At 36.0% G+C, this 22356-nt stretch carries 17 protein-coding genes and 1 riboswitch; of the genes, 6 read left to right on the forward strand and 11 right to left on the reverse strand.

Annotated elements, in window-relative coordinates; all coding sequences use genetic code 11:
• Window positions 1-8: 8 nt before the first annotated feature.
• Together MTQ00_RS06895 and MTQ00_RS06900 are read left to right on the forward strand one after the other, a co-directional pair.
• Window positions 9-389: a VOC family protein gene (locus MTQ00_RS06895; protein ID WP_273648226.1), complete on the forward strand. Its 381-nt coding sequence runs from the start codon at window positions 9-11 to the stop codon at window positions 387-389.
• A gap of 13 nt (window positions 390-402) precedes the next feature.
• Entirely contained in the window at window positions 403-936 is a 534-nt protein-coding gene (locus MTQ00_RS06900) for a Crp/Fnr family transcriptional regulator (protein ID WP_273648227.1), read from the forward strand.
• Between the two features lie 13 nt (window positions 937-949).
• Here the strand turns inward: MTQ00_RS06900 and MTQ00_RS06905 are convergent, their stop codons facing one another.
• Window positions 950-1411: an Lrp/AsnC family transcriptional regulator gene (locus MTQ00_RS06905; protein ID WP_172278609.1), complete on the reverse strand. Its 462-nt coding sequence runs from the start codon at window positions 1409-1411 to the stop codon at window positions 950-952.
• A 154-nt stretch (window positions 1412-1565) separates the two neighbouring features.
• Window positions 1566-1751, forward strand: a riboswitch (cobalamin riboswitch).
• Window positions 1752-2009: 258 nt separating this feature from the next.
• Between MTQ00_RS06905 and metE the strand changes: the two genes are divergently transcribed.
• The 3 genes from metE (at window position 2010) to MTQ00_RS06920 (ending at window position 5776) form a co-directional block, all read left to right on the forward strand.
• A complete protein-coding gene (gene metE, locus MTQ00_RS06910) occupies window positions 2010-4319 on the forward strand; it encodes a 5-methyltetrahydropteroyltriglutamate--homocysteine S-methyltransferase (protein ID WP_273648228.1) in 2310 nt (769 codons plus the stop codon).
• Window positions 4320-4645: 326 nt separating this feature from the next.
• Complete coding sequence (locus tag MTQ00_RS06915) at window positions 4646-5128, forward strand: hypothetical protein (protein ID WP_273648229.1); 483 nt, start codon at window positions 4646-4648, stop codon at window positions 5126-5128.
• A 201-nt stretch (window positions 5129-5329) separates the two neighbouring features.
• Window positions 5330-5776 (forward strand): KTSC domain-containing protein, encoded by a 447-nt coding sequence (locus MTQ00_RS06920; protein ID WP_172278613.1) that lies wholly within the window; start codon window positions 5330-5332, stop codon window positions 5774-5776.
• Window positions 5777-5931: 155 nt separating this feature from the next.
• On the opposite strand, the gene MTQ00_RS06925 is transcribed toward MTQ00_RS06920, so the two are convergent.
• The 4 genes from MTQ00_RS06925 to MTQ00_RS06940 form a co-directional block, all read right to left on the reverse strand.
• A complete protein-coding gene (locus tag MTQ00_RS06925) occupies window positions 5932-9117 on the reverse strand; it encodes an efflux RND transporter permease subunit (RefSeq protein ID WP_172278617.1) in 3186 nt (1061 codons plus the stop codon).
• Window positions 9118-9124: 7 nt separating this feature from the next.
• Window positions 9125-10186 carry an efflux RND transporter periplasmic adaptor subunit gene (locus MTQ00_RS06930; protein ID WP_172278619.1) on the reverse strand — a complete coding sequence of 354 codons (1062 nt, stop codon included), beginning with the start codon at window positions 10184-10186 and terminating at the stop codon, window positions 9125-9127.
• 9 nt (window positions 10187-10195) lie between these two features.
• On the reverse strand, window positions 10196-11563 hold the full coding sequence (locus MTQ00_RS06935; protein ID WP_172278621.1) for a TolC family protein: 1368 nt from the start codon (window positions 11561-11563) through the stop codon (window positions 10196-10198).
• Window positions 11564-11660: 97 nt separating this feature from the next.
• Window positions 11661-12254, reverse strand: coding sequence for a TetR/AcrR family transcriptional regulator (locus MTQ00_RS06940; protein ID WP_172278623.1), 594 nt, complete (start codon window positions 12252-12254; stop codon window positions 11661-11663).
• A 181-nt stretch (window positions 12255-12435) separates the two neighbouring features.
• Between MTQ00_RS06940 and MTQ00_RS06945 the strand changes: the two genes are divergently transcribed.
• The gene (locus MTQ00_RS06945) at window positions 12436-16350 is read left to right on the forward strand and encodes a DUF7948 domain-containing protein (RefSeq protein ID WP_273648230.1); all 3915 of its coding nucleotides are present in this window, start codon (window positions 12436-12438) and stop codon (window positions 16348-16350) included.
• A 39-nt stretch (window positions 16351-16389) separates the two neighbouring features.
• Here MTQ00_RS06945 and MTQ00_RS06950 read toward each other — a convergent pair whose 3' ends face one another.
• From MTQ00_RS06950 to MTQ00_RS06975, 6 genes are all read right to left on the reverse strand, one after another.
• On the reverse strand, window positions 16390-17214 hold the full coding sequence (locus MTQ00_RS06950; protein WP_273648231.1) for a CvfB family protein: 825 nt from the start codon (window positions 17212-17214) through the stop codon (window positions 16390-16392).
• Between the two features lie 199 nt (window positions 17215-17413).
• Window positions 17414-18253 (reverse strand): arylamine N-acetyltransferase family protein, encoded by an 840-nt coding sequence (locus MTQ00_RS06955; protein ID WP_273648232.1) that lies wholly within the window; start codon window positions 18251-18253, stop codon window positions 17414-17416.
• Between the two features lie 31 nt (window positions 18254-18284).
• Window positions 18285-19157 carry a DUF4476 domain-containing protein gene (locus MTQ00_RS06960; protein WP_273648233.1) on the reverse strand — a complete coding sequence of 291 codons (873 nt, stop codon included), beginning with the start codon at window positions 19155-19157 and terminating at the stop codon, window positions 18285-18287.
• A gap of 109 nt (window positions 19158-19266) precedes the next feature.
• Window positions 19267-20670, reverse strand: coding sequence for a dihydrolipoyl dehydrogenase (lpdA, locus tag MTQ00_RS06965; RefSeq protein WP_273648234.1), 1404 nt, complete (start codon window positions 20668-20670; stop codon window positions 19267-19269).
• A 128-nt stretch (window positions 20671-20798) separates the two neighbouring features.
• The gene (locus MTQ00_RS06970) at window positions 20799-21197 is read right to left on the reverse strand and encodes a cupin domain-containing protein (protein WP_273648235.1); all 399 of its coding nucleotides are present in this window, start codon (window positions 21195-21197) and stop codon (window positions 20799-20801) included.
• Between the two features lie 48 nt (window positions 21198-21245).
• Window positions 21246-22331 carry a glycosyltransferase gene (locus MTQ00_RS06975; RefSeq protein ID WP_273651050.1) on the reverse strand — a complete coding sequence of 362 codons (1086 nt, stop codon included), beginning with the start codon at window positions 22329-22331 and terminating at the stop codon, window positions 21246-21248.
• Window positions 22332-22356: the final 25 nt, after the last annotated feature.

Consider the following 22356-nt stretch of genomic DNA (forward strand, 5'->3'; position numbering starts at 1 on the left):
ACAAAACCATGGAAATTCAAAACATTGATCATATCGTTCTAACGGTAGCTGATATCGAAAAAACCATCTCTTTTTATACAGACATCCTTGGATTTGAAGCGGTCTCATTCGGAGATAACCGGAAAGCGCTTGCTTTTGGAAACCAAAAAATCAACCTGCATCAGAAAGGCAATGAATTTGAGCCAAAGGCACTACATGCTACTCCCGGTTCTGCAGATCTGTGCTTTATTGCCACAACAGATGTACATGATATTTTAAAAGAACTTAAAGAAAAAAACATCGAAATCATCGAGGGTATTGTTATCAGAACCGGAGCAACAGGCAAAATAAGGTCCGTCTACTTCCGGGATCCTGATCAGAACCTGATTGAAGTGAGTAATTATATTTAAAATCTTCTTGAGCATGTCCCCAGATAAAAACGCCTTGGCTAAAATCCTTAGTAATTTCGAACAGGAAGAATTACCCAACAAAACCTTGCTAACGGAAGAAGGTAAGATGGCGCGTAAATTTTACTATCTCAAAAAAGGAGTTGCCAGAGGTTGGCTTAATAATGACGGTAAGGAAATTACATTTCAATTTTTGTTTGAAGGAAACTTTATTTCGTCGTGGGAAAGTCTGTTTTATAATTCTCCAAGTATTTATAATATCGAAACGATAGAACCCTGTACTGTATATAGCACTTCTATTGAGGATTTCAGACAAATAATTGAAAATAATCCGGACAGCAAGGAACTTTATTACAGCTATCTACAGGAACGCTTACTTAAATATCAGAAGCTCTTTATTTCCCGTATAAAAGATTCTGCAGAGGAAAGATATAATGAGCTTATAAAGCAATCCCCCGAGATTTTCCGCCGGGTTCCTCAGTATTATATTGCATCTTATCTTGGTATCACTTCTGTATCATTAAGCAGGATCAGAGGAAAAAAAATCTAGTAAGAGATCTGCTCTATATAGTAACTCCATGGTTATTCTTCACTTCTGCCATTACAAAAGTACTGTGTGTGCTTCCTATCGAGTCGACGGAACCTAATTTATTAAATACAAAATCCTGGTAGTGTTTCATATCGCGTACCTGAACTTTGAGAAGGAAATCAAAATCGCCTGAAATATTATAGCATTCCGCCACTTCGTCTATCAGTGTAATTTCCTGTACAAACTCATTTCCCACAGACCTGTCGTGGATCTTTAATTTAACCTGACAGAAAACTGTAAAACCACGATTCAGTTTCTCGGCTTCCAGGACAGCCGCATAATGTTTGATATAACCCTCCTGCTCCAACCTTTTAACACGCTCAAAAACAGGAGATGGAGAAAGGTTAATTTCCTTTGCCAATTCTTTAACGGTCAATTTTGCATTTTTTTGAAGGATTCTTAACAATTGAAGGTCTTTATCGTCTAGTCTTTCCACAGGATAATATTCTTTTTTCGATTTATATTTCCAAATTTACAGAATAAATAACTTACAAATTCAATTTAAACAAAATAATATACTTAATTTTTGCATTTAAGCCAATTAAACATCTTAAATTAATACCTTTACACCCTATTTTGTTCTTTAACATACTTCATCAAACGGAAAAGGTTTTACTTAAGGTAGATTAATAGGGAATCGTGTGAAAATCACGAGCTGTCGCGCAACTGTAAGTAACACAACAGAGGTTTTTGTCCCTGAATATCCACTGCCACAAGCGGGAAGGATGACAAAAACTGTTACAAGTCAGGAGACCTGCCTGTCCCGAATTGACAATGCTTTCGCGGTCTGAAGCTTTTGGTCATACAGATGATACTTTTGAACGTATTGGATTGGGTTTTAACTCAGAATTTATTTGAGTTTAAACGTAATGTTTTTTATGAAAATTAATTTCAGGTTACCTAACAATCTACTCTTCACTGGGAAAATTACGTCTATATTGTATCTTCTCTATTGCTAAAAACTATTTCCCGATTGCGTTATGAAGCATTATAAGAACTTTTAAAACCAAAATTTAATTAAAAGTTTAAAGAAAATGCAAACACACATCCTTGGCTATCCGCGAATCGGTAGCAACAGAGAACTTAAAAAAGCCTGCGAACTATATTGGGCAGGTAAAACATCGTTACAGGAACTTTTAGAGGCAGGAAAAAAGATCAGAAAGCAAAACTGGGAACTACAACAAGAAGCCGGAATTGATCTGATTCCATCCAATGACTTTTCTTTTTATGATCAGGTATTGGACATGACATTGTCTGTTGGAGCTATTCCTTCCCGTTATCAGGATATTACACCAAATGAGCTAGATCTTTACTTTGCTATGGCCAGAGGTTATCAGAAAGAAGGGCACGATATTACAGCCATGGAAATGACAAAATGGTTTGATACCAATTATCATTATATCGTTCCAGAATTCCAAAAAGATCAGCAATTCAAATTATTCTCCCATAAAATCGTTAATGAGTTTATTGAAGCGAAGGAAGCAGGAATTCATACAAAGCCTGTTATCCTTGGATTGGTAACCTATTTATTATTAGGAAAAGAAAAAGAAGAAGGTTTTGATAAATTGGATTTAGCACAAAATCTGCTTCCGGTTTACGTTGAGATCTTAAAAGAGCTTGAAAACAACGGAGCAGAATGGATTCAGCTGGATGAGCCGTTTTTAGCACTAGACCTTGATCAGAAAGCAAAAGAAGTTTACCAGAACATTTATGCTGAAATTGCCAAACAGTTTCCGAACCTTAAATTTATTGTGACCACCTATTTTGATGGGTTAAAAGATAACCTTTCATTGGCCACTACTCTACCTGTTGATGCACTACACATTGATCTGGTAAGAGCCCCGGAACAATTGGATGAGGTCATCAATGCAATTCCTGAAACATTAATCCTCTCATTAGGAGTCGTAGACGGAAGAAATATCTGGAAAAACGATTTCAATCAGTCTCTGGTTTTCATCAAAAAAGCTATTGCAGCATTAGGTTCTGAAAGAGTTTTCATTGCACCGTCATGTTCATTACTTCATTCTCCTTTCGATCTTGACCTGGAGAAAAATGAAAATATACTATCTCCGGAGATCAAACAATGGATGGCTTTCGCCAGGCAAAAAGTTTATGAAATTGTTACCTTAAAAAAATTAGCTTCAGAAAACCCGGATTACAATACTTTACAGGAATTAGCTGAAAATAAAAAAGCTATTGAAAACCGAAAAGTTTCAACACTAATTCACAATCAGGATGTGAAAAACCGTGTTACCGTAACTACAGAAAGTGACGCACAGAGAAACAGTCCTTTTAATGTGAGAAAAGAAGCACAGCAGAACGCATTGGAGCTTCCTTTATTTCCAACAACAACAATTGGGTCCTTTCCTCAAACCAAAGAAGTAAGAAGCTGGAGAGCTCAATTCAAGAAAGGAGATCTTACCGCCCAGAAATATGATCAGCTGCTTAAAGAAGAAACACAGAGAACCATCCAATGGCAAGAGGAAATCGGAATTGATGTATTGGTACATGGAGAATTTGAACGCAACGATATGGTCGAGTATTTTGGGGAACAGCTCGCAGGATTTGCATTTACTCAAAACGGATGGGTTCAAAGCTACGGAAGCCGCTGTGTAAAACCACCGGTTATTTATGGAGACGTTCACAGGCCTCAGCCAATGACGGTTTACTGGTCGCAATATGCCCAGTCATTAACTCAAAAATGGGTAAAAGGAATGTTGACCGGCCCTGTAACCATTCTTCAATGGTCATTTGTACGTGATGATCAGCCTCGTTCTACCACCTGTAAGCAGATTGCTTTGGCAATCCGTGATGAAGTAAACGATCTTGAAAAAGCAGGAATCAGAATTATCCAGATCGATGAACCAGCTATCAGAGAAGGTCTTCCTTTGCGTAAGGCAGAATGGCAAAATTACCTTCAATGGGCTGTAGAAGCTTTCAGAATTTCTGCAAGTGGTGTTGAGGATGCTACACAAATCCACACGCATATGTGTTATTCCGAGTTTAATGATATTATCCACAATATCGCCGATATGGATGCCGATGTCATCACGATAGAATGCTCAAGAAGCCAAATGGAGTTATTAAATGCTTTCGCAGACTTTAAATATCCAAACGAGATCGGCCCAGGAGTGTATGACATTCACTCTCCAAGAGTTCCGTCAAAAGAGGAAATGGTTGCATTGCTGAAAAAAGCACAAGCCGTAATCCCGGCAGAACAGCTTTGGGTAAATCCAGATTGCGGATTGAAAACCCGTCATTGGGAGGAAACAGAAAAAGCATTGATCGCTATGGTAGCAGCTTCGAAAGAAGTGGCTGCAGCTTATTCGACTGAGAAAGTATAATAGAACTGATTATTATTTTTTTATATTGTAAGGCAGAGGCGTAAGCTTCTGCTTTTTTTGTTTAATAAAATAAATCAATGACTACAGAAGAATTCGTAGGAAATTTTTATCACGAAAAACAAAATATCATATATTTATGTTTTGTTATATTTAAAACTTAGGAGCTATATTTTCATGGGAACTTGGTAAATGCAGAAGTTAATATTTTACCGTAGGAATATTTTCAAAGAAAATTAAAAACAGCAGGGATTTAAGATTTGAAGAATCTCAGTTAATTGGAACTGTTAGAATTATTAAAATTGTAAATTCCAAACTACAGAAGTAATATGAAAATTCTATTTATTTTAATTACAATTTCAGGATCATTACTAGGTCAGTCAAAAGAACTAAAACATAAAAACTACAGCCATTTGGATACTATTGATGTTTATTCAAAAGATTATCCCACCAAACTTGTCGAGGGATCTGGATTAATAAAAAATAAAAAAAACAGAAATGTAGGTGCAATAGGATTCTCCATCAAAATAACTAAAGATAGTAATGGTAAAATTATTCGAATTTTAAAATCTGAATCCAATCATTATATAAAAGATCATAAAAATCCACAAAAAAGTATAATTCGCGAAATCACAATTTATTATGATGATTCTCAACCTGACCTAGCAAAATATACAAGTGAGACTTTAATAAATAATTCATTAGTAAAAACAGAAACTAAACTTTTTGATTTAAAACAAAATAATAATGATCTTCCCGGGTTTAAAAATGTCAAAGATTTATTAGATATGATAAAAAATGAAGATTATTAATTCTTTTCCTTATCTTCTTATTATAACAAACAGCTTCAAATAAATTAATAATGAATAAGTTATGATTTTCTGGAATTAATTACCTAATTTTGCACCCCGAAAAAAGGATCATATAACGGAATATAAAATAGTATTGTACGAATTCATACTTATGGATATAACAATTACATAGAATCCTTAAAATCAATAAAATATATAAATATGAAAAGAGTTGGTGAACATAGAAAGCTTCTTGGGGTAGATAAAACAGTAACATTACAGGAGTTAAAAACCATTTACAGAAATACGATGAAAGATTCTCATCCTGATAAATTCATCAACGATGAAGCCGGGAAACTGGAAGCTGAAGAAAAAAGCAAATCTGTGATTGAAGCTTACCATTTTTTGGTGAGCATTAACCCTGAAACACAGGAAAAGTATAAGGAGGAATATGTAGAAACAACTACAAAATCTAATATTCACGATTTCTATTTTGAAAAACAGGTTCTGAAGATCCAGCATTTAAACGGAATGATGTATGAATACCTGGGAGTACCAAGAAACACCTATATCAAAATGGTAAATGCTGATTCACCAAGCCGTTTTGCAAGAAGACACATTTACGGAAACTTCATCTACAGAAAGTCAGGTGAAGCCATGGCAGATTAATTTTTTGTATAAAATAAAAGGGAAGGCTTTCAGTTTATTCTGGAAGCCTTTTTTATTGTGGAGAATAGAGTTTAAAATTTTGTTGGCAGCACAGGGAACAATCAAAAAAGCGTATCAAAAATGATACGCTTTTTCGGTTAATTAAGGTTGTTATTTTAATCTAAATGTTTAGGAGTAAATCCGTCATCACTTAGTTCTCTGTGCTCGTAATCAGCCTTCATTTCAGCCTCATAGTCTGTTTTCTCATGCTGACCCATTCTTCTTAGAATTGAATCAAACAGAGAGTATACTACTGGCACAATGATCAAGGTAAGGAATAGAGACGATGTTAAACCACCGATAACTACCCAAGCCAGACCTTTATTAAATTCGGCTCCTGCTCCACTTGCCAATGCAATTGGCAACATCCCGAAGATCATCGCGATGGTTGTCATAAGAATCGGACGAAGACGAGCATGGTTAGCCTGAATCAAGGCATCGTGTGTATTTGATCCTGCAGCTTTTCTAGCATTGGTAAAGTCAACAATCAGGATCGCATTCTTCGCCACAAGACCAATCAACATGATCATCCCTAACATCGTAAAGATGTTCAGTGAATTTGCTGTTAAGGCAAGGATAACCATAACTCCGATCATCGCAAGCGGAATCGAGAACAATACCACAAACGGATAAACAAAACTGTCATATAAGGAAACCATTACCAGGTAAACCAATACGATAGCCGCCAGTAAGGCAATACCTAAAGTACCGAAACCTTCCTGCTGGTTTTCCATATCACCACTCCAGATATAATCCACTCCGATAGGTTTTTTATCGCTCTTCATGAACTGGTCTGCCCATTCATTCGCAACATCCCCCACAGGTCTACCTACCGCCTTTGCTCTTACTTTTACGGAAGGAGATTTATCTCTACGCTCAAGTAAGCTTGGTCCTGAACCCATTTTCACTTCTGCAAACTGACTCAAACGAACCTTTTCTCCTCTAGGATTTGTGAACATCAGGTTCTTAACATCATCAATAGACTGTCTGTTCGCATCACCGAAACGGATATTGATATCATATTCATATTCTCCGGCTCTGTATTTCCCATCTGTGTTTCCGTTGAATGCTGTCTGCATTGTTTGTCCTACACTCTGAAGATTCAGGCCTAAAGAAGCCATTTTATCTCTGTCAATATTTACCTGAACTTCAGGATTACCGGTATCTGTTGATAGTTCAGCATCTACTGCCCCGGGAACTTTTTTCAATAGTTCCAGAATTCTTGTTGCCTCTTTTACTGCTGTAGCATTATCAGGAGCTGTTACAACCATTTCGATCGGTGCATTTTCAGCACCCAGGATACCAATTGGAGCCGTTTTAAACTCAACTCCTGTAAATTTCTCTTCTAATGCTCTTTTTACTTTAGCTGCTTTGATGTTCGTACTTTCAGCACGCTCAGATTTATCAGTAAGGTTTACCTGAACTTCAGACTGATAAGTCGTTGCCTGAGCTCCACCAAAACCTGTTGACTGCTGACCAACAGTGGTAATCAGATCCACAACATCTTTATCATTTCTTAAAAACTTCTCTACATCTAAAGTTAACTGGTTGGTCTTTTCAACAGTCGCATCTTTTGATAATTCCATTTGAACTAAGAACTGACCACGGTCGATTGGAGGGAAGAATTCACCACCAATGAAACCAAATGCTACCAACATGAACGAAGAGATCAGAATAATAAAGGTGATCACTACCGTTGATATCCTTCTTAACGTTGACTTCAGACACCACTCAAGAATGCCTGTGATCCAGTGTGTAAATTTATCAATCAGTCCTTCAAACCAAAGAATGAATTTTTCAAACCAGTTTTTACCTGTTAAGTGCTCCAGCTTACCAAATCTCGATGATAACCAAGGGATAATGGTAAATGATGCCAACAATGATAATAAGGTTGCAATAACAACCGTGACGCAAAATTGTCCAAGGATGTTTGCTACAAGACCTGAACTCATTGCAATCGGAAGGAATACCACCACGATTACCAATGTAATTGCAGCAACCGTAAATCCAATTTCAGACGCTCCATCATACGCAGCCCTGATCTTACTTTTACCCATCTCCATGTGACGGTAAATGTTTTCCAATACCACGATCGCATCATCCACAAGGATACCAACCACCAGGGATAATCCTAATAAACTCATCAGGTTCAGTGTATACCCCATCAGGTTCATTCCAATGAAAGCTGCAATTAACGAAGCCGGAATAGAGACCATTACGATAAAGGCATTTCTGATACTGTGAAGGAATAATAACATCACAATAGCTACAAGGACGATTGCCAGGAACAAGTCAAAAATAACGTGGTTGGCAGATTCAAGAGTAAAATCCGTAGTATCATTTACTACCTTCACTTTTATCCCCTGAACTTTATACGCTTCTTCTACTTTTGCTATGGTTTTCTGAACACTTTCAGATACAGCAACCGCATTCGCATCAGACTGTTTCTTAACCTGCATTAAGATCGTCGGAAACTGGTTAAATCTGGCCACTTTCTCAACATCTTTCTGAGAGTCGAAAACGGTAGCAATATCGGATAAACGAACCTGAGCTCCATCTTTATTGGAAACAACAAGGTTGTTCATTTCCTGGATCGATTTATATTTTCCCGATAATCTGATCGTAGATTTTGTGGTTCTCGATTTCAAACTTCCTGTAGGGAAATCCAGGTTGGATGAAAGGATAGCCTGCTGAACATCTCCGATGGAAAGTCCATAACCCTGCAATTTTTTCTCATCAAGATTCACCTGAATCTCTCTTTCCTGTCCACCTACAAGATCAACCTGTGCTACTCCGTTTACACGGGAGAAAATAGGCTCTATTTTTTTATCTAAAAGGTCATAAAGTTCTTTGTTATTCAATTTATTCGAAGAAACACTCATCGTAATAATAGGTAAATCATCCAATGAGAATTTATTCAGTGAAGGCGGATCTACATCATCCGGAAGGTCTTTAAGAACTGCATTTACTTTACGCTGAGCATCATTCAAAGCATAATCCACATCCGCACCATCGTTCAGCTGAACCATGATCACGGATAAACTTTCATATGAAGAAGACTCTACTTTTTTTACATTTTCCAAAGAACCTACGGCATCTTCAATTTTCCGGGTTACGGAAGTTTCCACCTCTGCAGGCGAAGCTCCCGGATAGGTCGTAGAAATTGTTACCATATTGGTTTCAAACTTCGGAATCAATTCGTATCCCATGAGTGTATAACTCAGGATACCTCCCAGTGTCAGAATTGTAAATAATACAATTACCAACGAGGGTCTTTTGATCGATATTTCTGCTAACTTCATAAGTCTACTACTTTACAATATTGATTTTTGACCCGTTATCCAAGTTGATCTGTCCGCTGGTAATTACCTGTTGACCTTCAGTAAGACCTGTAAGAATCTGTACTTTATCTCCGTACACTTTTCCGATCGTTACTTTGATCAATTTGGCAGTTCCATTTTGAACTATAAACAACTGGCCAGAGCTCACCCCGTTTACAAATGCTTCCGCAGGAACAGTAAGCATGTTCTGAGTTTCAGCTCCGTTGTTTGTTTTGAATACTGCAGTTGCATACATACCGGCTTTCAGGTTTCCTTTGTTCGGAACTTCAATTTCTACCGGGAAATTTAAAGAAGCATCACTTTTAGGAGCAATAAATGTAATTCTTCCACTGAAAGAATCTTCAGGTAGAACATTTACGCTAATTGGAACTACCTGACCTAACTGGATTTTCCCAACCTGGCTTTCATCCACCAGAACGGAAAGTTTTAAGGTATTGATATTAACGATCTCAAACATGGAAGTTCCCACTGAAACTACAGTTCCAGGCTCCACCATTTTTTTATTAATTGTACCGCTGATCCCTGCCCGGATGCTGGTATCATTTACTCTTACACCCTGAGCTTTTACAGCAGCCTGCATATTTTTAAGCTGTAATCTTGAATTATCAAGCTGTTGCTTGGTAACTCCTCCTGTTTTATAAGCATTTTCATAACGCTGATTGTCGATAATTGCGTTTTGTAAGTTATTCTGAGCCTGTGATACATCTACCTCAATAGCATCTCTTTTAATAGTTGCTAAAGTCTGACCTGCAGAAACTCTTGAACCTTCTTTTACTAGAACACTTACAATACGTCCTGCAATTTCAGAAGACTGATTCATTTCCTGCTTTGGAAGAAACGTTCCATTCGCTGAGTAATCCGTATCGATATTTTCTCTCTTTACGGTTACCACATTAACGTTGATCTTATCAACCTGCTTGGCAACTTCTTTTACTTCCTGTGTCTGTTTTTCTTTGTTTCCCGCAATCTTATAAGCTGCTAAACCAATAAGTACAGCCGCTACGATGATATATATTAAAGTTTTTTTCATTTTAGTTTATTATTGGTTTTCTAATGTATTTAATTCTCCTTTAGCTTTGATCAGTTTTATCTCAGCCTGCTTATAATCCAGCAATGCATTCGCATAATTCTGTTTTGCCTGAGTAAGAGCATTTTCAGAATCCAGAACTTCTGTAAGTGTTGCTAAACCATACTGATAATTGGATTGTGTGTTGCTTTGAACCCTTTCTGCCAGTCCTACATTATTCTTCATGCTTTCGATATTGATGATCGCATTTTCCATATTGGAAATAGCATTTTTATAATCCAGGTTCAGGCTAAGCTTAGTTTTCTCAATATCCTGATCCAGATCCTGAATATCGATTTCAGCCTGTTGAATCTGAGCCTTGGTTTGGCCACCCATAAAAATCGGAACTTTAATGGCCAGACCTATGGAAGCAAAATCACTCCAGTTGGTTCCCTGAGAAGATCCTGTGAAATAAGGAAATTTATTTCCTAATCCCTGCCATCCGTAATTGGCTGTTAATCCCACGGTAGGATAAAGATAAGCTTCTGTTGCTTTTTTACTAAACTGTAATAACTCTCTTTGTTTATTTAGTACTTTTAATTCAGATCTTTGTTCCAGGCTCACATTGGTTGCTAAAAGCTGCGGATTGGGTTCGATTGTTTTTTCTTCAAGCTCTATCGGTGTTTCAATAGGAACTCCCATATAAAACTTCAATGAATTTTTAGCCACTTCCACTCCGTTGATCAGCTGTTGCCTGTTCGATCCTATATTATTAAGCTGAACGTTGGTACGGTCCAGGTCTATAGATTTAGCAAGGCCATTATCAACTAAACTTTTGATCACATTTCTTACCCTTTCCGTATTAGCATAACTGGCTTCAATCGTCTTAAGATTTTCTTCCTGAACAAAAACCTGATAATAAGCTGTCGCTACATTTTCAATGATTTGTTCATTGGTCAGCTGTGAATTAAGAATATAAAACTCACGGGTAGATTTAGCCGCTTTTAAACCGATGAATACTCTCTGGTCAAAAATATTCTGGTTAAGCGTTACAGAGTTTACAGACTGCCATTTTGTTCCGAATGTCACCGGAATCATTTGTCCCGGCATTCCTAAAATCTCACCAGGAAGAACAGACTTCTGTAAAATAGGATTAAAAGTATTGCTGATATTAGCACTGATCTGCGGTAAAGCACCGGCTCTGGCTTCATCAATCTTATATTCAGCTTTTTTTACCTGTAAAGCAGCTTTCTTAGCTTCTGCCTTATTTTTCAGGGCCTGCTGAATGGCTTCTTTTAAAGAAACCTGTTGCTGAGCATGTACCGATGAGTAACCGAAAATCATAAATGCTGCAGCTATCCCTATTTTTAGCTTTTGTGCAGTTATACGTTTTCTTTTCATAATTTTATTACTTCGTTTATTTTTTTAATAGATGTTCTTCTTCAAATACTTTATTCCTAAAGGACGGATCATATTTAAAAATACTTTAAGCTTTTAACTAATTTTTAAATAAAATATTCAGTATGATCTCTTTTCTCTCTGATATGATCTTATCAAATTCTTTATCACTGATCATTAGATTCTCCATCAAAAGAGGACGTATTGCGCTGGGAAATACCAATAAAGAAACCATATTCAGAATAAATTGGATAGGTTTCATTCTCTCTATATTTCCTGCTTCCATTTCCGTTTCAATGTCTTCATACATCTTTTTCAAATCATCTTCCTCTATATCCTTCTGATGACAATTCCCTTTATTGATCTGTGAAACAATATAAGTTTCCAGATAAGGATACTGAAGGCTTGTTGATAAGCTGCCTTCTATAAACTGGCTTATTTTCTCTTTAAAAGGCAGATCGGAATTCTGTATAATTTTAGATTTCTCTTGTTCTACTTTTTGCGCTTCATTAAATACAATCTGCATCAGATTATCTCTTGAACGGAAATAGTAATTAATAAGCGTTCTATTCACTCCGGCTTCATCTGCAATCTCTTGCGTAGTAGCATCAAACTTCCCTTTCACAAAGAATAGGTGCTTCGCAGTTTCTTTGATCAATTCTTGTGTTTGGTCTTTTTTTGCTTGATTTGACATTTTTGTTAAACAAATTTGTGCAAATGTAGATCAAATTTTTTTTTTGACAAAATTGTTAAACAAAATAATTAAATGAATCTCATGATTTCCATCATGTTTTAAAACAAACACTTACAGATGAATGATTATTAATCCCGATAAAGTGAGGCGTTTTTATATATTTGCCGGAAATTAATAATAGATGCGGAAAATTTTATTTCTTTTATCAGTGTTCACCTATGGACTCACATTTTCTCAAACCAAAGCTATACAGGATAATCAGTATTTTTTTTACGAAAACAAAGGCCAGATTGTTGATCAGGATGGAAAAGAAAATACTGATGTAAAATATTTGTACAATTCAGCAGGGCTGAATGTTCAACTTCGATCTAATGGGTTTTCTTATGATGTATACGAAACGAAAAAGACATCCAATCCTAATTCCCAAAAATTTAAAAAAGATAAATCTTTAAACGCTAAAACGTATTATGAGGATGAATTCCTTTACGAACATTTATTTCATAGAGTTGATATTGAATTACTAAATTCAAATAAAAGTGTTGCAATTATTGCGGAGGGAAAATCTTATGATTTTGACAATTATTACAACATTCCCAATAATTCTAAAGGAATAACCAATGTACACAGGTTCCAAAAAATAGTATACAAGAATATTTATTCAAATATTGATTTGGTATTTTTTAAACCAAAAGACACTATGAAGCCCATTGAGTACAATTTTATTATCAATCCAGGCGGAAAAATTTCAGATATAAAAATGAAATTTAGTGGGGCTCCAACCTCAATTAAAGATGGTAAGCTTACCTTGGATATGCGTTTTGGAAAAATGCAGGAAAATATTCCCAACAGTTGGATTAAAAACAAGAATATAAATGTAAGTATTCCCGTTTCTTTTAATGATATTGGTAATCAAACTTTTAGCTTTAATACTCCAATTGACATTTCCACTAAAACTATTATCATTGATCCGGTTCCAACAAGAATCTGGGGAAGCCATGCGGGTGGAACAGGTGATGATTATGGTAGAATAAAAACTGATAGTCAAAATAAGGGTTACTTATTTGGTACCACCAGTAGCTATACTAATTTTGCTACTTCAGGTGCCTATCAACAGAATCTTGCCGGTGGACTTGACTCTTTTTTAATGAAGTTGACGCCAAGCGGACAAAGACTTTGGGGAACATATTATGGTTTTGGAATGACTGATGTTTTCATGGATGTTGATTTTGACGAAGATTTTAGTATTTATGCCGGGGGAACTATTCAAAGAGGACCATACAATGAAAATATTGTTTTAGTAAAATTTGACAATAATGGCGCTCTTGTCTTTCAAAAAGAATTTGTTTCCAGCAGACAAGACAAGCTTTATTCCGTTTCTTATAATCAAAATAAGATATATATCGGAGGAGATGCTTTCAGTTCTGATTTCCCAACTGTGAATGCAATGCAACCAACAAAATCTACACCTCTTGGATATACAGATGGAATTTTAGCCTCTTTAAATTCAACAACAGGTAATGTAGATTGGGCAACTTATTTTGGGCAAAGTGATGGTTCAACTTCTATTTTCCATATTTTTTCTTCAAACAATGATCTTGAAATAATTGGAGCTACACAATCTTCAAATATCCCCATGATTAATGCCTTTCAATCTATAAAAGGTGGAGAATCAGACGGAATCTATATTAAATTATCGAAACAAGGAAACACCATTCTTCGATCAAGCTATTATGGAAACGCAGGATCTGAACTTGTGTTAAAAGCAAGAATTGTAAATAATATTTTAATTCTTCCGGGAAAATATACTACAACTGCTTTTCCTCAGGGGCAGCCAGGAATTTGGCGTGTTAACCTTGCGAATAATACCGTTACAAAAAACTACTTTAATTTTCATGGAGATCCTCAATTATTAGCATATCCTGACACTTCGGGAAATGTTTTCTTCACAGGTTTACATTTCAATGGCCTTCCGGATATATCGACTCCCGGTGCCTATATGGGAATGCCGGCACAATATAATTCTACATTTTTAATTAAATATAACCAAAATGATGTAAAGGAATGGGGTACTTATTATACAGGAAATGGTGCGACACAACAAGGAGAGGTAACAAAAGATAATGATGATGCGATTTATTTAACAGGAATGTCAGGTGGAAATACATCAGGTATCGCAACCCCTGGAACATTTCAGCAATTACCTGGTGGTGGAAACGATATTTTTATTGCTAAATTTAAGGATTGTACATCAGCCGCTACAGTAACCTCAAACTCTCCTGTTTGTATCAATTCATCCATCCAATTACATGCAACCGGGGGAACAACATATAGCTGGACCGGACCTAATGGATTTAGTTCTACCCAACAAAATCCTGTTATTTCAAATGCTACAGCGGCTAATGCAGGGACATATATTTGTCAGGTATCAGGGTCAGGCGGTTGTGACGGAAGCTTCACTGTAAATGTAATCGTAGGAGATACTGTTGCACCGGTTCCAAATATTGCCAATATGCCGGATGTCACAGGAGATTGCCATACTGTAATTTCAACTTTCCCAACAGCAACTGATAATTGCGCAGGAATTATTACAGCAACCACCACAGATCCGCTTTCTTATTCTGTTCCGGGAACTTATATAATCCACTGGACATATAATGATGGTCATGGAAATACGGCAACACAAAACCAAAATGTAATTATAACCTCTCCGGCTCTCCCTGCAACACAAAATTTACAACAAACATTTTGCGCTACTAATCAGCCAAAAGTTTCAGATATTCAGATCATTGGTCAGAATATAAAATGGTATGATGCATCAGGAAACCTTTTACCTTTAAATACAGGGCTTGTAAGCGGGCAAACCTATTATGCTTCACAAACCATTAACAACTGTGAAAGCAACAAAATAGCAATTCAGGTGACGGTTAATTCCACTCCTAAGCCAGCAGCAAATGCTACTCAGGATTTTTGTGCCTCTGCCAATCCTACGTTAGCTAATCTGGCTGTTACGGGAGCATCACTTGTGTTTTACAATGCGGGAGGGAATATTTTACCTCTCAGTACACCGCTGGTACATGGACAAACATATTTTGTCACTCAAACATTGAACGGGTGCAAATCTGAAAAGCAATCCATAGCTGTTACATTGTCCATCAATAATGTTCCGGCTCAGGATGTCACAGATGCTTTATGCAATACTTCTACCGGAACAACAATGGCTATTAATCTTCATTCGTATGAAGGAAATATTATTTCTAACCCGCAAAACTACACTTTTACTTATACAGATAGTGCAGGAAATACGATTCCAAATCCTTCAGTTTATATGATGAGCATTGGCTCAAGTATTATTCATGTAAAAGTATCTACCCCCGATGGCTGTTTTATAGTGATACGATTAAGCTTAACATTAAATCCAAAGCCTAAAATCAGTCTTCCAGAAAACATTGATTTTTGCAAGGGAAAAACATTAACACTCGATGCAGGAAGCGGATTTGCTTCTTATCTATGGAATACAGGAGCTACAACACAGACAATTATAGTATCCGTTCCCGGAAACTATTCTGTGAAAGTAACCAACAGTTTCGGATGTGAAAGCATTGCAAATACGCAGGTTAGCTATTCTGTTTTAGCTGAGATCGTTTCTGTAACAATTGCTAATAGTTCTGCAACTGTTTTACTTTCAGCTAGTGGAAACTATGAATATTCACTTGATAATGTGACATGGCAGGATTCCAATGTCTTTAATAATTTAAGCATGGGAGAATATACTGTTTATGTAAGAACAAAATCAGGTTGTATCATTGGCCAGAAAAACTTTTCTATCTTCAATATTCCTAATGCAATTACTCCTAATGGTGATGGGATCAACGATAAATGGAAGATAAGAGGCCTTGAAAATTATACAGGAACTGAAGTAGGCATCTATGATAGAAGAGGTATTCCGGTATTCAAAGATATCATCAGTAAAAAACCTTTTGAATGGGACGGAAAATACAATTCATTACCATTGCCTACAGGAAGTTATTGGTACATTATAAAGGTTTCGGATGGGCGATTATACAATGGTTGGATATTGATTAAGAACAGAGAATAAAAACAAAAAAACGAGCAGAAAATTCTGCTCGTTTTATATTTATAATAATCTGATCTTATCCTCCATAATATCGATGATCTTATCTTTATAAAGACCTCCGATTGCTTTCTTGAAGTTCTTTTTACTCATCTGGATTTCACCTTTGATCTCCTCTGGAGTAGATTTATCAGATAGATAAAGAAGACCATAGTTCTCCTCTAATTTGGTAAGGATTTTTTGCTTAAACTCATCAATATTTTCAAAACCTTCAGGCTGTAAGGAAACGTCAATCTTACCGTCTTCACGAATGGCTTTAATGTATCCTTTTTCTTCAGATAGCGGATATAATTTCTTGAAAACATCAGAAGCATAGATCAATCCTATGTATTTTTTATTAATAACAACATTCCACCCCAGTTCACTTTCATTCATCATGATCAGATCTACTTTATCCCCTTTCTGGAAGGGCAGATTTTCATATTGAGGATTCCTTTTAAACTTTGTTGTTCCTGTGATCAGTTCCAGATCCTCATCTACATAAAGATATACCAGATATCTCTTGCCTTCAATAATTTTGGATTTTTGTTGCTTATAAGGAATGAATAAATCTTTAATAATTCCCCAATCCATAAAAGCACCACTAGGTAAACTCTGAACACTTGTCATTACTGCATACTCTCCTACTTCAGCCAATGGAATTTCAGTAGTGGCTTTTAATTTACCATCATCCTGATACACAAAAACTTCAATTTCATCCTCAATTTCCTTATCTTCCTGAGCGAAAACCTTTGGTAAAAAAGCCTTTTCACCCGATTCATCGATCAGGATCCATCCTGAATTATTTTTTTCTGAAATTTTTAAAGTTTGAGTTCTTCCGAGTTGCATTGATGATAAAATTAGTCTGCAAAGGTACGGAAATATAAAATGACTCCTTCAGAAATAATTCCGTCAGCTTCTATTTCCCTGAATTTCCTGATTTAATTTTATTAATCAGACCCAATATTCCTTTACCAGTTTATATTTATAAAGAGGTCTATTTTAAAAGAGAACTTAGCTACAAAGTTGATTATTCATCGACCGGTTATTAAGTTGTCTGAAAACGAATCCGGATTTCGTTCAGCTTGTTATACATTGTGCTTAATAATTGATCCGAAAGCTTGTCAAGATTAAAATGTGTGGCCAGGATAAACCTTAGTTGATCAGGCTCAGTAATTTCAAGACTTTCTTTTCTTCCATCATTTCCGCGTATAGTGAATGCATGATTAAAAAGGGAATATCTGGATTTTTCATCTACACTGGAAATCATAAGAGATTTACCAAATACAGAATCAGGTCCAGTAGCCACAAACCAATTTGCCATTTCCAGGTCAGGCTTCTCCACTTCTTCAAGTGAAAATTTATAGATCGGAAGCCATTCTTCCTTCAAAACCTCCAACTGATAAAAAATGTCATTGTTTACCAATCGAAACACTCCATTTGGAGTTTCCTGCTCTATATTTGCCTGAAGTAATATGGGTGAAGTAAGCGTCATTGAACCGAAACCCACGTCTACAAGGTATTTTAGACCCTTAATATCCGTAGTGAGCATCATGTGTGATCTTGCCGTTGCTTTACCATTGGCACTATTCCACAGGACTCTGGCCAGATGCATTTTGATAATAAACCCTAAGTTCGTCAGGATATTTTTAAACAGTATATTTTGTTCATAACAGTATCCACCTCTTTGAAGTGTAACCAGTTTATGGAAAATGGCACCTATGTCTAAAGAAGGAACGATGCCCATGAAAGAATCAATATTTTCAAATACAATATGTTTAGGATGCAACTGATGTAATTTCTGCAAGCCTTTCAGCTCGCCGTTATCTTCATGGTTCCAGTACGTTCCCAACCGTTTTAAATACAATTCCAATTCTGATCTTTCCATAATTTAAATTTAAAATTTGTCTAGATGCTTATTATGAGTTTGCTATATATTCCATTAATTCCCGCTTACTGCTTTCGAAATCAAAAGCATCATACACCATGAAATACCTGTTCTTATCTGCACATTTTCGGTACATGGATTTCGCCAGGGTCAATTTATTCTTATCAAAACTCAACGATTTTACAAGATCCCTTATCTGCTGTGAAGTAAAAAAAGAAGTACGCATCTGCTGATTAATCAATGCTATTTTACCGTCATCAAATTTCTCATTATTCTGAAGCATTTCAAAAAATTGGCTGAATGTGCGGGCATCCATAGTATTGCCTGGTTGATTCCAGTTTCCGGATTGATTACCATAAGGATTATTCCATATATCATTCCAGTCGTTGAAGCCATAAGATCCGTCCTGAACCGGGTAAGAATCCAATAAATATAAACCTTCATTGGTAAAAAAATCGAGTACCATTCTGTTGTTATTCCTTAACATCAGAGTCGATCTGTAAATTAAAAATCCATTATCATAAATTGATATGGGCATTCTCCCGGATTGCAAATCAAAGAAACGGTATTTTCCGGAATTATTTGAAATGGATTGATCACCAAGTTCAACAGTGAAATATCCCAGTTCAGGAATCCTCAGAAAAACTTCTGCATATCCATAATTTTGGTTCCAATGATAATTGGGATTTTTAAAACCATTATTTTGATTACCGTTTCGAAATCCGGAATTGCTTTTAGTAGTATTATTTTTAGTAGTATTATTTTGTTGATTTCCTTTGGCCGCTGAAGATTTCATTTCAGTCACAGAAGCTTCATTTTTTAACAGTTCTCCTGCTTTTCCAGCTTCCTGAGCAAAAGAATAAATTCCGGTAAACATCGCTAAACCAATAAATATATTTTTCATTATTTTACTTTTATATCAGCATCTCTATTTTTATGCCAAAAAAAAGAGAAACCAAGTTTTGGTTTCTCTTTTTATATCAATTTTGAAATTTTTAATCTTTCAGTAAATACTACATATGAATTGGTCTCTTCCCTGTAGCATCCAATGCCGCTTCTTTAACAGCCTCAGCATACGTTGGGTGAGCATGAGAACTTCTTGCAATATCTTCTGCACTTGCACGGAATTCCATAGCAATTACACCTTCAGCAATTAAATCTGCGGCTCTTGCTCCGATGATATGCATTCCTAAAACCTCATCTGTCTTCTCATCAGCAATGATTTTTACCAATCCGTCAATATCACCACTTGCACGGCTTCTTCCTAATGCTCTCATTGGGAATGAACCCACTTTAATAGCAACACCTTCTTCTTTTAACTGCTCTTCAGTTTTACCAACTCCGGCAACTTCAGGCCATGTATATACTACACCAGGAATAAGATTGTAGTTGATGTGTGGCTTTTGACCTGCTAAAGTTTCAGCAACAAATACGCCTTCTTCTTCAGCTTTATGCGCTAACATAGCTCCTTTAACCACATCTCCGATCGCATAAATATTGGCAACATTGGTCTGTAAATGATCATTTACCTTTACTCTGCCTCTTTCATCAAGTTCTACTCCAGCCTTCTCAAGACCTAAACCATCTGTATAAGGCTTTCTACCCACAGAAACCAAACAATAGTCTCCTTCAACAGTAATTTCCTCTCCTTTTTTATCTTTAGCTGTAATTTTTACAGAGTCTCCATTTCTCTCAACAGCAGAAACAGCAGTAGAAAGCATGAATTTCATTCCCTGCTTCTTAAGAACTTTCAGTAATTCCTTACTTAATGCTCCATCCATTCCAGGAATGATCTTATCCATAAATTCAACAACAGTAACCTGAGATCCTAATCTTAAATATACTGAACCTAGCTCAAGACCGATTACACCACCTCCGATAACTACCAAGTGCTTAGGAATTTCTTTAAGATTCAAAGCTTCAGTAGAAGTAATTACTCTTTCCTTGTCAAGCGTAATAAAAGGCAATGAAGACGGCTTGGAACCTGTTGCAATGATTGTATATTTGGAATCGATAGTTTCTGAAGAACCATCTTTCTTGCTGATTTTAATCTGAGTAGCTGATTCAAAACTTCCAACACCTTCAAAAACAGTAATTTTGTTTTTGCTCATCAGATAGTTGATCCCATCTGTATTTTGCTTTACCACTTCATTTTTACGCTCGATAATTCTTGCAATATCTACTTGAGGATCATTGATAATGATTCCGTGACCTGCAAAATTATGTTTTGCGTTTTCGAAATGCTCGGAACTATCTAAAAGTGCTTTAGAAGGAATACATCCAACGTTAAGACAAGTTCCGCCTAAAGTTGAATATTTTTCAATAATTGCTGTTTTGAAGCCTAATTGCGCAGCACGAATTGCAGCAACATAACCACCAGGACCAGAACCTATTACGGTAACATCGAATTGACTCATGTTATTTTATGAATTTGTTTATTATTATCTATCTTAAGTCTTACAAATTTAATGATAAATTACCAAGCACCAAAGTGAGTTTTATCAATTTTAGAATTGATAACAGGACATCCTATCTTTTACAGGAGTTACTTCAATAGTTTGATATTTTCTTCATTTCCTTCTTTTAAATAAATTGCTGAAAAAATGAGTGGTTTTTCAGCTGATGCATTATCAAAATGAAGAATTTTAACGTTTTTTGGTTCATAAAAAGCATCCCCCTCATGGAGTATTATTTTTTGCTGTCCTTCTATCTGAAAAACAGCATCTCCTGATTTTATTATTCCCAATACCGGACAAGGATGCAGATGCTCCGGTGCCGCTATGCCTGCAGCTATTGTGACCTCCTGAATTTCCGCAGTTTTAACTTTCTGATCAAGACCTGTTTTTAGCAACTCTTTTCTGGAAAGCTGGGTGTTCTGAGCCATAAGAGCTACAGAATTCACCATCAAAATAGCTATTGCAAACGATTTAATTATTTTCTCCATGATTACCTTTGGTTTAATAATTAGTAATTAGCCTATTAACAATTTTTGTTATGAACTACGAACTACATCCAACAGAAGTTTTTCGTATTTATCGAGAATAATATTCTTGGAAAACCTTGATTTAATAGAACTTTTAATGGCTTCTTTATCATAGGTCTGATGCAGGATACTCATGATCTTTTGAGAAAAATCTTCGTGATTATTGATATCCGAAATCTCACCGTTTACCTGATGTTGGATGATTTCATTAATACCTCCGGGACAGTTGTTAGCAAGAGCGTAAGTTCCACAAGCACCGGCTTCCAATAACACATTAGGAAATCCCTCATATCTTGAAGAAAGAATGAAAAGGTCCGCGTATTTTAAGTATTGATAAGGATTCTCCTGTCTTCCATGGAAAAATACATGTTTTAATCCCAGAAAATCTTTCATCTGATGCAGGATTTCTTTGTCTTTTCCGTCCCCCAGAATATGGAGCAGAATATTTTCATTTTTTAATCGGGAAAAAACTTTCAGCAAGTTATCGAATCCTTTTCTTGAAGATAAATTTCCAATGGCCACAACATTTTTGTAATTGTACGCAAAGCATTCCGGCTTTTGGGAAACGGCAAGTTTCTGATTGATAAAATCAAAATCCACCGGATTATTGATCTTCACAATCTTATCCGATTTTATATTAAAGTTCTTCATCAGATCCCTCATCATGTCATCACTTTGTGCGATGATCCGTTGATAGCTATTATAAAAATTATAAAAGAATTTAATTTCTTTCCGCGTCACATGCTCACTTACCACATTTGTTTCTCTGGCAATGAACTTCGTCCTTGGAAAAAGCTTTATAAACAATGATAAATATGCATTTACCTCACCAAATCCTGAAAATACAATATCAGGTTTCCTTTTATAGATCTCCGATAAAATAGGCTTTAATGAATGTCTGATTCTTTCTGTATTGATATCAATAATTTCAACATCTTTTTCAAGAAAGCTAAGATAACCTCCTTGTTTCCGTAAAAGCAAAATCTTAGGTTCAAAACGATCCCGTGAAAGATGATTTGCAATTGTGGTAATAATTCTTTCTGCACCTCCGGTTTCCAAATCCGGCAGAATAAAAATAACAGAAATCTTTTTCATCATTGTAAAAGAACCTTACCCATGA

The sequence above is a fragment of the Chryseobacterium sp. B21-037 genome (assembly GCF_028570785.1).
GTDB lineage: Bacteria > Bacteroidota > Bacteroidia > Flavobacteriales > Weeksellaceae > Chryseobacterium > Chryseobacterium proteolyticum.